The sequence below is a fragment of the Cupriavidus sp. 2KB_3 genome (assembly GCF_052115685.1).
GTDB lineage: Bacteria > Pseudomonadota > Gammaproteobacteria > Burkholderiales > Burkholderiaceae > Cupriavidus > Cupriavidus campinensis.
Map to the genome: position 1 here is coordinate 103,835 of NZ_JBFRHD010000018.1, position 12,084 is coordinate 115,918.

General features: G+C 67.7%; 9 protein-coding genes. 6 read left to right on the forward strand and 3 right to left on the reverse strand.

Annotated features, from left to right (window positions below; translation table 11 throughout):
- Positions 1 to 97 precede the first annotated feature (97 nt).
- Genes AB4120_RS19685 through AB4120_RS19695 form a run of 3 tightly spaced genes read left to right on the forward strand, consistent with a single transcriptional unit; the run spans position 98 to position 5,897 of the window.
- On the forward strand, positions 98 to 3,310 hold the full coding sequence (locus AB4120_RS19685) for an efflux RND transporter permease subunit (RefSeq protein WP_441642721.1): 3,213 nt from the start codon (positions 98 to 100) through the stop codon (positions 3,308 to 3,310).
- Entirely contained in the window at positions 3,307 to 4,512 is a 1,206-nt protein-coding gene (locus AB4120_RS19690; protein WP_149138522.1) for an efflux RND transporter periplasmic adaptor subunit, read from the forward strand. Before AB4120_RS19685 ends, AB4120_RS19690 begins: the two co-directional genes overlap by 4 nt.
- The gene (locus tag AB4120_RS19695) at positions 4,509 to 5,897 is read left to right on the forward strand and encodes an efflux transporter outer membrane subunit (RefSeq protein WP_262389710.1); all 1,389 of its coding nucleotides are present in this window, start codon (positions 4,509 to 4,511) and stop codon (positions 5,895 to 5,897) included. The genes AB4120_RS19690 and AB4120_RS19695 overlap by 4 nt, the downstream gene beginning before the upstream one ends.
- 46 nt (positions 5,898 to 5,943) lie before the next feature.
- Here the strand turns inward: AB4120_RS19695 and AB4120_RS19700 are convergent, their stop codons facing one another.
- Positions 5,944 to 6,837, reverse strand: coding sequence for a LysR family transcriptional regulator (locus AB4120_RS19700; RefSeq protein ID WP_441642722.1), 894 nt, complete (start codon positions 6,835 to 6,837; stop codon positions 5,944 to 5,946).
- Between the two features lie 114 nt (positions 6,838 to 6,951).
- Here AB4120_RS19700 and AB4120_RS19705 point away from each other — a divergent pair, with 114 nt between their 5' ends.
- Positions 6,952 to 7,836, forward strand: coding sequence for an aldo/keto reductase family oxidoreductase (locus AB4120_RS19705; RefSeq protein ID WP_149138521.1), 885 nt, complete (start codon positions 6,952 to 6,954; stop codon positions 7,834 to 7,836).
- Here the strand turns inward: AB4120_RS19705 and AB4120_RS19710 are convergent.
- Positions 7,828 to 8,757: a DMT family transporter gene (locus AB4120_RS19710; protein ID WP_441642723.1), complete on the reverse strand. Its 930-nt coding sequence runs from the start codon at positions 8,755 to 8,757 to the stop codon at positions 7,828 to 7,830. The genes AB4120_RS19705 and AB4120_RS19710 overlap by 9 nt on opposite strands.
- A 118-nt stretch (positions 8,758 to 8,875) precedes the next feature.
- On the opposite strand from AB4120_RS19710, the gene AB4120_RS19715 reads away from it, so the two are divergent.
- Together AB4120_RS19715 and AB4120_RS19720 are read left to right on the forward strand one after the other, a co-directional pair.
- Complete coding sequence (locus AB4120_RS19715) at positions 8,876 to 9,313, forward strand: Lrp/AsnC family transcriptional regulator (protein ID WP_149138520.1); 438 nt, start codon at positions 8,876 to 8,878, stop codon at positions 9,311 to 9,313.
- A gap of 325 nt (positions 9,314 to 9,638) precedes the next feature.
- A complete protein-coding gene (locus tag AB4120_RS19720) occupies positions 9,639 to 11,183 on the forward strand; it encodes a hypothetical protein (protein WP_441642724.1) in 1,545 nt (514 codons plus the stop codon).
- Positions 11,184 to 11,292: 109 nt separating this feature from the next.
- Here the strand turns inward: AB4120_RS19720 and AB4120_RS19725 are convergent, their stop codons facing one another.
- Positions 11,293 to 12,042, reverse strand: a complete 750-nt coding sequence (locus tag AB4120_RS19725) for an SDR family NAD(P)-dependent oxidoreductase (RefSeq protein WP_149138518.1) — start codon at positions 12,040 to 12,042, stop codon at positions 11,293 to 11,295.
- Positions 12,043 to 12,084 lie beyond the last annotated feature (42 nt).

A 12,084-nucleotide genomic window follows, 5' to 3' on the forward strand; every position in this document is an offset into this window, starting at 1 on the left:
CACTGTAATCAATTTGACCGCGATGCGGAGGGGGTTGGATTTCTAGAATCAGGCCCTGTCATGGCTGATTTGCGCGTGCTGGCGCCTGGAGTGAACTATGTGGATTGTGCGGCTCGCCTTACGTCGGCCCTATACCTTCGTCGTTCTGGCAATACTGATCCTGCTGGCCGGGCCGGTTGCCATCCTGCGCACGCCGACCGACATCTTCCCGTCGATCGACATTCCGGTCGTGAGCGTGGTGTGGAGCTACAACGGCCTGTCCGCGCAGGACATGGCGCAGCGCATCGTCACCGGCTATGAGCGCTCGCTCACCAACAGTGTCGATGACATCGAGCACATCGAATCCCAGTCCTTGCCGGGCGTGAGCGTCATCAAGGTCTTCTTTCATCCGGGCGCGGACATCAATCGCGCGATTGCGCAGACCACGTCGGGCGCGCAGTCGCTGCTGAAGCTGCTGCCGCCCGGCACCACGGCGCCGCTGATCCTGAGCTACAACGCCTCCACCGTTCCCATCCTGCGGCTGGCGCTCGGGAGCGACACGCTTCCCGAGCAGGAGCTGTATGACCTCGGGAACAGCTTCATCCGCACCCAGCTGGCCACGGTGCAGGGCGCCTCCATTCCCCTGCCGTACGGCGGCAAGGTGCGGCAGGTCATGGTGGACCTGCACGTGCCGGCGTTGCAGGCGCGAGGCCTGTCCCCCCTCGATGTGGTCAACGCGATCAACGCCCAGAACCTGGTCCTGCCCGGCGGCACGGCCAAGATCGGCGCGCTCGAGTACCGGGTGGACCTGAACGGCAGCACCGACACCATCGCCGCCCTGAATGACCTGCCGATCCGCAGCGGCCCGGAGGGCACGGTCTATGTGCGCGATGTGGCACAGGTGCGCGATGGCTACGCCCCGCAGCTGAATGTGGTCCGGCAGGACGGCAAGCGCTCCGCGCTGCTGGAGATCGAGAAGAGCGGCAATACCTCCACACTGGCGATCATTTCCCAGATCAAGGCACTGCTGCCCGGCGTGACGGCCGGGCTGCCGAAGTCGCTCGTCGTGCAGCCGATCTCGGATCAATCGGTCTTCGTCACCTCGGCGATCGACGGCGTGCTGCACGAGGCGCTGATCGCCGCGTGCCTGACCGCCGCCATGATCCTGCTCTTCCTGGGGAGCTGGCGCGCCACGCTGATCATCGCCATCACCATCCCGCTTTCCGTGCTGGCGGCGCTCATCGCCCTGTCCGCCCTGGGGGAGACCCTCAACATCATGACGCTGGGCGGCCTCGCCCTGGCCGTGGGGGTGCTGGTTGACGACGCCACGGTCGCCATCGAGAACATCACCCATCACCGCGAGATGGGCAAGCCGCTGGAACAGGCCATTCTCGATGGCTCCGCGCAGATCGCGCTGCCCACGCTGGTATCCACGCTCTGCATCTGCATCGTCTTCCTGCCGATGTTCATGCTCAGTGGCGTGGCGCGCTACCTGTTCGTGCCGATGGCCGAGGCCGTGGTGTTCGCGATGATGGCGTCCTACTTCCTCTCCCGGACGCTGATTCCCACGCTCGCGCACTACCTGTTGCGTGGGGAAGGGGCGGAGGGTGGCCGCGCGGGTGGCCGCGTTGGTGGCCGCTTCTCTCGCGGATTCGACCGTGCCCACACCGCCTTCGAGCATGGCTTCGAGCGCGTGCGGCAAGCCTATTCGGCGCTGCTTGGTGCGGCGCTGGGCGCGCCCCGCCGTGCGATGGCGCTGTTCGCGCTGCTTTGCATCCTCTCCATGACGCTCGTGCCGTTCCTGGGACAGGACTTCTTCCCGGCCGTCGACAGCGGCGAGATTCGCCTGCACCTGCGGGCACGGACCGGCACGCGGATCGAGGAAACGGCGCGGCTGGCCGATCAGGTCGAGGGGAAGATCCGGGAAGTCGTCGGCCCCGCCAATGTCGCGAGCATCGTCGATAACATCGGTCTGCCCGTCAGCGGCATCAACCTGACCTACGACTCCGCGCTGCCCATCGGCACCGGCGATGCCGAGATTCTTGTCTCCCTGAAGCCGACGGCTGGCAGCTCTAGCGCGCTGGTCGACAAGCTCGACGCCGCATTGCCACTGGCCTTCCCGGGCATCAGCTTCTCGTTCCTGCCGGCCGACATGGTGAGCCAGATCCTCAACTTCGGCCTGCCGGCGCCGATCGACGTCCAGATCGTCGGCAACGATGCGGCAGGCAACCGCGCCGTCGCCAATCAGCTGCTGCGCAAGCTGTCCGCGATTCCCGGCCTGAGCGACCTCCACCTCCAGCAGCCCGACGACCAGCCCGCACTCACCGTCAACGTGGATCGCACCCGTGCGCTACAGGCCGGCATGTCGCAACGCGATGTGGCCCAGAACCTGCTCATCTCGCTGTCAGGCAGCGGGCAGACGACGCCGAACTTCTGGCTCAATCCGAAGAACGGCGTGAGCTATCCGCTGCTGGTGTCGGTGCCCCAGTATGCGATGGACTCGCTCCAGACGCTGTCGAACATTCCGCTCGGCATCGGCGCCGAAAGCCTGAAGCAGGGCGGCGCGGCGCAGCTGGGCCAGTTCGGCACGATCCGTCGCGGCAACCAGGCCGGCGTGGTCTCGCATTACAACGTGCAGCCGGTGCTCGATCTGTTCGGCTCGGTGCGTGGCCGCGATCTGGGTGCCGTGGCGGCTGACGTCCAGCATGCCGTCGATAGTGTCCGTGCCACGCTGCCCGCCGGCTCGCGCATCGCGGTGCGCGGACAGGTGCAGACCATGCACGCCTCGTTTTCCGGCCTGATGGTGGGGCTGGCGGCGGCGATCGTCCTGGTCTACCTGCTGATGGTCGTCAACTTCCAGTCATGGCTGGACCCGGCCGCCATCGTGGGGGCCTTGCCCGTTGCCCTGTCGGGCATGGCGTGGATGCTCTTCGCCACCCGCACCACGGTCAGCGTCCCCGCGTTGACGGGCGCGATCATGTGCGTGGGCATCGCCACGGCCAACAGCATCCTCGTGGTCAGCCGCGCGCGGGAACTGCTTCTGGAGGGGAAGACGGCCCTCGCCGCAGCCTTCGACGCCGGCGTCGGGCGCTTCCGGCCCGTGATCATGACGGCGCTGGCCATGCTCTTCGGCATGATTCCCATGGCGCTGGGCGCGGGAAGCGCCGGCGCCCAGAACGCCCCGCTGGGCCGCGTCGTTATCGGCGGACTGGCATTCGGCACCACGGCAACGCTTGTGCTCGTCCCGGTCTTCTTTGCCGCCTTGCATGGCTGGATGGAGAAGCGGGCGCGCGCCTCTGCAACCCTCACTCAGGTACACGACCCCGTATGACCTCGAACGAACCCCCTATCGCGCGGCAACCCGTGTCCCATCGGCCCCGGCTCAGGATCGCCGCCGTGGCCGCCGTGGTCACCGCTGTGGTGGCTGCTGCCCTGAGCGCCGGCATCGTTCCCCGGGTGAACGGCGAAGCCGCCTTGCAGTCCCGGGCGCTTGTCGCGCAGGTGCCAGCCGTCAGCACCGTCAATCCGAAGGCGGCGTCCGCGGCGCAGGACATCACGCTGCCGGCCGATGTCCAGGCCTATCAGGACGCCGCGATCCACGCGCGCGTCAGCGGCTATCTGCGCCAGTGGTATGTCGATATCGGCGCGCAGGTCAAGGCGGGCCAGTTGCTCGCGGAGATCGACGCACCGGAAGTTTCGGACCAACTGCGCCAGGCCCGCGCCGACGAGGCCACGGCCGCCGCCAACTACGCGCTGGCCAAGACCACCGCCGACCGCTGGAAGGACCTCCAGACCACCCACTCCGTGGCGCAGCAGGAAACCGATCAGAAGGTCGCCGATATGGCGGCCAAGGGGGCGCTTCTGGCCTCGGCACGGTCCAATACCGCGCGGCTTGCGCAACTGGCGTCCTATACGCAGATCCGTGCGCCATTCGATGGCGTGATCACCGCGCGCAACGTGGACGCGGGCGCGCTGATCGATGCGGGCAGCGCGCCGGCCCAGGGCCGGGAACTGTTCCACATTTCCGCCGGCAGCCGGCTGCGGGTCTATGTGCAGGTGCCGCAGGGCGTCAGCGCGGCGGTGCGCCCGGGCGTGAAGGGCTGGCTGACGCTTCCCCAGGCGCCGGGCGAGCGTTACCCGGCGACGGTGACGCGCACGGCCGGGGCCATCGACACCGTGACACGCAGCCTGCGCGTGGAACTCGACGTCGACAGCCAGGGCGGCAGGATTCTCCCGGGCGCCTATGCGGAAGTGCACATCGAGCCCGAAGCGGGGCGCCCCGGACTGGACCTGCCCGCCAGCACGCTGATGTTCCCGGCCGGCGGCCCGTCGGTGGCCATCGTGGGGCAGGACGGCAAGATCGCGATCCGGCGCATCGCGCTGGGGCGGGATTTCGGATCGCACGTGGAAGTGCTGAGCGGACTGACGACAAGCGACCGGGTCATCGTCAATCCGGGCGACGGGCTCACCAGCGGCACCACCGTACGCGTGGTGCCGGCGAGGCCCGCCGCCGGTCAGGGAGGTGCAACGTGAAACGGCTTGCGATGGTGCTGCTGTGCGCATGGCTGGCAGGCTGTGCCACCGCGCCCGACTACCATGCGCCGGCCATGCCGCTGCCGGCGCACTACACGGAGGCGCAAGACGTGGCGCGCCAACGGATTCCCGCCAACTGGTGGGCGGTCTATCAGGATCGGGATCTGGACGCGCTAATCCGTCGTATCGACGTTTCGACCCCGACGCTCGGGAAATCGCTGGCCCTGCTGCGTGACGCCCGCGCCCAGCGCGACGCGGCGCGCGCGGCGTATTTCCCGACGATCGGCGCCAACGTGAGCGCCACCAGCAGCCATGTATCGGCAAACGTGGTCGGGCGCTCGCTCGCTGGCCAGACCACGCCGGACCGATTGATCGGCTTCGGCGCCAGCTGGGAGCCCGATCTGTTCGGGCGCATCGGCAACAACGTGGATGCCGCGGATTCGCGCGTGCAAGCCAGTGCCGACGATGTGGCGGCGGTTCGCCTGAGCCTGCAGGCGGAGGTGGCGGTGGACTACTTCGGCATCCGCTCGCTGGACCGCGAGTCGGCCCTGCTCAGGCAGACCGTGGAGGCCTATTCCTCCGTGCTCGAACTGGTGACGAACCGCTATCGGGGCGGCATCGCCGCCGAGAGCGATGTGGCGCAGGCGCAGGCCCAGCGCGACAGCACGCGTGCGCAGCTGGCCGACCTCACCCTCGCCCGCACCCAGTTGCAGCACGCGCTGGCCACGCTGCTGGGCGAGCCGGCGAGCACGTTCTCCGTCGTCCGGCAGGACAGCTATGACACGCAGCTCCCCGTCGCGCCATCCGCCGTGCCGAGCGACCTGCTCCAGCGGCGCCCCGATATCGCCGCAGCGGAACGGCGCGTGGCGGCTGCCAATTCCCTGATCGGGGTCGCCCGGGCCGCGTTCTTTCCGAGCCTCATGCTGAACCTCAGCGGCGGGGTAGAAAGTTCGGGCCTGGCCGGGCTGCTCACCGCGCCCAGCCGCTTCTGGGCAGTCGGCCCGGCCCTGGCCGCCACCGTGTTCGATGGCGGCAAGCGGCGGGCGGGGGTCGATAGCGCCCGGGCGCAGTTCGATGCCAGTGCGGCCGACTACCGGGAGACGGTGCTCAAGGCGGTGCAGGACGTGGAGGACAACTACGCGGCGATCCGCCTGCTGAAGGAGGAGGCGGGCAGCCAGGCGTCGGCAGTGACCGCTTCCCGTCTGGCCCTGGCCCAGGCCACTGACCGCTACCAGAAGGGGGCGTCCGCCTATCTCGACGTGAACGTGGTGGAGGCGACGACGCTCGCCAACGAGCGGACGCTCGAGGAAATCCGGCGGCGCCAGCTGTCGGCCAGCGTCTCGCTGTTTCGCGCGCTGGGCGGCGGCTGGCAACCTGCCGATTGAGGAAAAAAACCATCAGGACGGTCGTTGCTGCCGGTCGTTGCAGCCTTCACCCCGCCGTCTTCACGAAATCGATAAAGGCGCGTAGCGGGGCGGGTACGTGGCGATGGCCGGGGTAATAGAGGAACGGCCCGGAGAAGGTCTGCCACCATGGCTCCAGGATGGGCTCCAGCGCGCCGCTGTCGAGGTAGCGGCGCAGGCCGCCCTCGAAAAAATGGACCACGCCGCCGCCCGCCAGGGCGATCTCGAAGGCGAGGTGGAAGGCGGCGGCCGGCTTCACGATCAGCGGCCCGGGCGGGTCCAGCGTCACCACCTCGCCATCGCGCTCGAAGATCCACGGTGGCTTGGCGCCGCCCGCGAACTGGCCGCGCAGGCAGGCGTGGCCGAGCAGGTCGCGCGGATGGGTGGGCCGGCCGTGGCGGTCCAGATAGGACGGCGCCGCAGCCGTCGCAAAGCGCTGCACGCGCGGGCCAATCGGCACGGCGATCATGTCCTGCTCCAGCCGCTCGTCATAGCGGATGCCGGCGTCGCAGCCAATCGTCAGCAGATCGACAAAGCTGTCCTCGACGATTACCTCGACGCGAATATCGGGATAGGTCTCAAGAAAGCGCGGCAACAGGGTGGCCAGCTCAAGCGTGGTCACGCTTGACGGCACGTTGAGCCGCAGCGTGCCGGTGGGTTTGTCGCGGAACAGGTTCAGCACGTCGAGCGAAGCTTCCATCTCGCTGAACAGCGGCGTCAGCTTCTCCAGCAGGCGCAGTCCGGCTTCGGTCGGGGCCACGCTGCGCGTGGTGCGGTTCAGCAGCCGCAGGCCGAGCCGGGCTTCCAGCCGCCGCACGGCAATGCTCAGGCTGGAGGCGGATACCCCGCCGCTGCGCGCGGCATCCCGGAACCCGCCGGCACGGGCGACTGAGACAAAGGCGGCAAGGTCGTTGAATTCCATCGCGGCAAGGGCACGGGTTGTGCAGATTATTGAACAACCCGTGCAATCTAGATGGGATTATCGAACAGCGCAATCGCTCCCATACTCGCTTCACCCATTTCAAAGGAGCGCGTCATGTCGGCATCCCAACCCCTTAACACCTTTCCGCTGGCCGGTCGGACGGTTCGCCGCCTCGGTTACGGCGCCATGCAACTGGCCGGCCCCGGCGTGTTCGGCCCGCCGCAGGACCGCGCTGCCGCCATCGCGGTGTTGCGTGAAGCCGTGGCACTGGGCGTCAACCATATCGACACCAGTGATTATTACGGCCCGCATATCACCAACCAGTTGATCCGCGAGGCACTGCACCCGTATGCGGACGATCTGCTGATTGTGACCAAGCTGGGCGCGGTGCGCGGCGCGGATGCCGCATGGATTCCGGCGCTGGAACCGGCGGACCTGGCGCGCGGCGTGCACGACAACCTGCGCAATCTTGGGCTGGAGACGCTGGATATCGTCAATCTGCGTGCCATGGGCGATATCCACGCGCCGTCGGAAGGATCGCTGGAGCGGCAGGTGGTGGCGCTGGCCGAACTCCAGCAAAAGGGCTTGATTCGCCACATCGGCTTGAGCAATGTCACCGCCAAGCAGGTGGCGGAAGCGCAGCGCATCACGGAGATTGTCTGCGTGCAGAACCAGTACAACCTTGTGCACCGGCACGACGAAGCGCTGATCGACGATCTGGCGCGGCAAGGCATTGCCTACGTGCCGTTCTTCCCGCTGGGTGGATTCTCGCCGATCCAGTCCACCGCGCTGGCGGACATCGCGCGCACGCTGGGCGCTACGCCGATGCAGGTGGCGCTGGCCTGGCTGCTGCACCGGTCGCCCAATATCCTGCTGATTCCGGGCACCTCGTCGGTAGGCCACCTGCGCGAAAACCTGCAGGCGGCCACGCTGGCGCTGTCGCCAGACGTGCTTGCCGAGTTGGACCGCATCGAGGCGCCGGCCGCCGCCTCACATTGAGGACTTGCCCTCCGCCTCGGCCCTCACCTCCGCCTCCAACATTGCCGCCGGCTTGCGCCATGGCCAGCCCAGCGTCATGCCGGCGGCGGCCACCAGGATCAGCATCGCCCCGACCAACTGGGCTGGGTGCAACTGGTGGCCGAACGCGAGCCGATCCACCAGGATGGCGACGATCGGATAGATGAACGACAGCGCGCCGGTCAGGTGCGTAGGCAGTTTCTGAATCGCGCCGTAGAGCAGGATGTACATCAGCCCGGTGTGGACCACGCCCATGGTGGTCAGCGTGGCCCACGGCACGAGGCCGGACGGCAGATCCGAGGACACGGCCATCGGCAGCAGCATCACGGTGCCGACGATCACGTGGATCAGCGCGATCAGATGCGGCGGCGTGCCTTTGAGCTGTTTCGCAAAGATCGCGGCCAGCGCGTAGAAGAATGCCGCGCCCAGCGCCAGCAGGATGCCGACCAGGTAGTCGCCATGCGGCGCGCCAGCGCCGGGCCTGGCCTGCACGATCAGCAGCATGCCGCCGAAGGACAGCAGCAGCCAGCCGAGCTTGGCCAGCGTCAGCCGCTCGCGCAGGAACACCGCGCCGAGCGCCACCAGCATGAACGGCTGGGTGTTGTAGACCGCCGTGGCAATCGAGATGGACGCACCCGCGTAGGCCGAAAACAGCAGCAGCCAGTTGGCGACGATGGCCACGCCGCCCGCCACCGCGAGCAGCAACTGGCGCCGGTTGAGCGTGCCCGGCTTCAGGTAGGCCTTTGCGGCGCAGACCACCAGCAGCACGGCCGCGCCGAACGCGCAGCGCCAGAACACCACCTGCGTCACGGGGCGGCCCGACACCACCACCAGCCAGCCGATGGTGCCGGAGATGACCATCGCCGCCACCATTTCCATCATCCCCCGCTTGCGCTCGTCCACTGCGAATCCTCCTATCGAGGCTTGGCAGTTTACGAGGTCGCCCGCCTGATGCCCATGCCGAAATGTAGGAAATCGGCCTATATTCCTTACTTAATTAGGCGAAAGGGGGAAATTTCCTATGTCGATCGACGATCTGGACCGGCGCATCCTGGCGCTGCTCCAACAGGACGCGCGCATGCCGGTGAAGGCGCTGGCGGAGCAGGTGGGGCTGTCCTCGCCGGCGGCGTCGGAGCGGCTGCGGCGGCTGGAGGAGCGCGGGGTGATCCGCGCCTTTACGGTGGATGCCGAGCCGCGCACGCTGGGCTATCCGATGCAGGCCATCGTCCGCATCCGGCCGCTGCCGGGGAAACTCCAGCAGGTGCAGAAGCTGATCGAGTCGATCCCCGAATTCGGCGAATGCGACAAGGTGACCGGCGACGACTGCTTTATCGGCCGGCTGTATCTGCGCTCCATCGAACACCTGGACCATATTCTCGAGCGGATCACCGATATGGCGGAGACCAGTTCGGCCATCGTCAAATCCCAGCCGGTGAGGCGGCGGCTGCCGCCGCTTTGAAATGCTTCGAGTGACGGTGAAAGCATTACTGTTTTTTTCGACAAAATCGCCGAAACACGTCATTCGCGTTGTGTTGTCAATCCCCCCATAGCGGGTTGGCCGGCGCAAAGGCACTCCCTGACACTCCACGCGGCCGGGCATCATAGATTTGCCCGCGGGTACGCGCTGCGGGTCGCTGCGCGGGAAAGACATCATAAGAAAGAGGTCAGGGATGAAATCGAGGATTTTGTTGACGGGTTTGGCGGCTGCGGTGCTCACCGCCTGCGGCGGCGGTTCCGGGGATGGCACGACTACGACGCCGGCCGGCGGTTCGGGCAGCGCGCCGGTGACTACCAAGATCAGCGGCACGGCTGCGGTCGGCGCGGCGCTGGCCGGCGCCACGGTCCAGGCGAAGTGCGCCACGGGCAGCGGCACGGCCACCACGGCGGCTGATGGCACGTTCACCATCAATATCGATAACGCCACGCGCCCGTGCGTGCTGGCCGTGACCACGCCGGACGGCACGACGATGCACTCGGTGGTGGAACCCGGCTCCGGCACCAGCGCCGTGGCCAACATCACCCCGCTGACCGAACTGCTGACCGCCGCGCTGGCGGGTGGCAGCACCACGACCTTCTTCACCCAGTTCGACAAGAGCGCCCAGGGCCTCGTCACCACGGACGGCCTGACCAAGGCCAACAACGCCGTGAGCCTGGTCCTGACCGGCGTGGTGGACCTCACGGGCATCGACCCGCTCAAGGCACCGCTGGTGGCCGCCAACGGCAGCAACGCCGGCAATGCGCTGGACAAGCTGCTGGACCAGCTGATGGCGCGCCTGGCCACGGCCAAGACGACGTTGGCCGACCTGTCGACGGCGGTGGGCAGCAACGCCGGCACGACCGCCATCGGCACGATCCTGCAGCCGGCCTCGGCCACCTGCGCGGGCCTGCGCACGGGCAATTACTTCATGGTCATGGCGACGGCAAACATCGTCGGCACGGTCAAGTTCAACGCCGACACGACGTCGATCGTTCCCGTGGCCAGCTTCGACGCGGGTGCCGAATTTGGTCCCGCCACGCCGCTGACTCCGGTTGATGGCGATGCCTGTCACTTCACGGGCGGCACCGCCCCGATGGTGTTCGACATGATGGTGGCGAAGTCGGGCATGAGCATGCTGGTGGTGCCGAACCCGGGTGTCAGCGCCCCCCCGATGCTCCCGCCGCTGCTCGTCCCGGCGCAGACCCTGCCGGTGGCCGAGCTGGCTGGCGACTGGAATGGCCTGGGCTTCGAGCGCGATGACGCCAGCGCGCCGTATGCGCCCTCGCGCGTGAAGTTCACCCTGGATGCCACCGGCAAGATGACCGCCGGCGCGGATTGCACGGGTACCAGCACCTGCTCGCCATGGCCCGCCGAGGAACTGGGCACGATCACGGCCAACCCCGTTGGCGGCTTCGACCTGACGGACTCCTCGGGCGTGGCGCGTGCCGTGGCGTTCAAGGGCACGGATGGCCAGATTACCGCCGTGATCGTGCATACCAACGGCATCCTGATCGCCACCAAGGCGATCGCCCGCGCGATGCCGGTGGTCGGCACGAAGAATTCGTACTGGGACCTCACGGCCTTCGCCGACAACACGATCTTGATGGAAACGGCATCGACGACGATCACTGCGGCAGATCCGGTGACCGGCGTCTACTCGCGCCTGCGCAACGACGGCCGTCCGGACACCTGGACGCAGAACAGCCCGCTGCCGGGCCTGCGTTATCGCGCGGCCGCCAACAGCGTGCGCGAGGGGATTGCCATGACGCTGAACAACACCGGCGTGGGCGTGATGATCAGCCTCAGCGCGCCGGTGCCGTTCTTCGACATCTCGGTGAACCGTCCGCAGTAAGCGTCCCCCCGCTGTACGCATGACCGAAGCCCGCCTCCCGGCGGGCTTCTTCGATTCTGCTGCCCGCCTACCGGCGGGCTTCTGCGTTCCTGCGCCCGGAGTAGCCGCTTCAGGTCAGCGAGATGCCGCCGTCCACGCGCAGGTTCACGCCGGTGATGAAGCTGCCGGCAGCGCCCGCCAGCATCACGGCGGCCGATGCCACCTCGGCGGCGCGGCCCAGCCGGCCCAGCGGGATGGCGGCAGCCATGGCAGCCTCGAAGCCGGGGCGCTCGGCCGGGCCCACGCCAAGCTTGGCCAGGATCGGCGTCTCGGTCGGGCCCGGGCTGATCACATTGACGCGGATGCCGCGCCCCTTGAACTCCAGCGCCCAGTTGCGCGCGAAGGCTTCGATCGCCGCCTTGCTGCCGGCATAGACCGCGTGGCCGTCGAGCACCTTGCCGCTGGCAATCGAGCTGACCAGCAGCACCGCGCCGCCGTCGCGCAGCAGCGGGGCGATCTTCTGCACGCCGAAGAATACCGCCCGGGTGTTGGTGGCGAAATGGGTGTCGTACTCGTCGATGCCGACCTGTGCGGACTCGGTGATGATGTTCATCCCGGCGTTGGCCACGTAGATGTCGGCGCCGCCGAAGCGCTCCGCGACGAGGGCGGCCACGCGGTCATGGGTGGCGAGATCGGCGATGTCGCCGGTCAGGCCAACCGCCCTGGCGCCCAGCTCGGCCACGGCGGTCTCCACGGCATCGTTGCGGCGCCCGACGATCACTACCTGCGCGCCCTGGTCGACGAATTGCCGGGCGATGGCGAAGCCGATGCCACTGTTGCCGCCGGTAACGACGGCAACCTTTCCTGCTAGCGTGTTCATATGCGTTCCTGGATAGCCCTGATGGGTTTGCCCACGCATTTA

Excerpts from the sequence above, each read along its gene's own strand:
- AB4120_RS19690 (WP_149138522.1), top strand. The coding sequence starts at position 3,307 with ATGACCTCGAACGAACCCCCTATCGCGCGGCAACCCGTGTCCCATCGG.
- AB4120_RS19685 (WP_441642721.1), top strand. The coding sequence starts at position 98 with ATGTGGATTGTGCGGCTCGCCTTACGTCGGCCCTATACCTTCGTCGTT.
- AB4120_RS19705 (WP_149138521.1), top strand. The coding sequence starts at position 6,952 with ATGTCGGCATCCCAACCCCTTAACACCTTTCCGCTGGCCGGTCGGACG.
- AB4120_RS19715 (WP_149138520.1), top strand. The coding sequence starts at position 8,876 with ATGTCGATCGACGATCTGGACCGGCGCATCCTGGCGCTGCTCCAACAG.
- AB4120_RS19725 (WP_149138518.1), bottom strand. The coding sequence starts at position 12,042 with ATGAACACGCTAGCAGGAAAGGTTGCCGTCGTTACCGGCGGCAACAGT.
- AB4120_RS19700 (WP_441642722.1), bottom strand. The coding sequence starts at position 6,837 with ATGGAATTCAACGACCTTGCCGCCTTTGTCTCAGTCGCCCGTGCCGGC.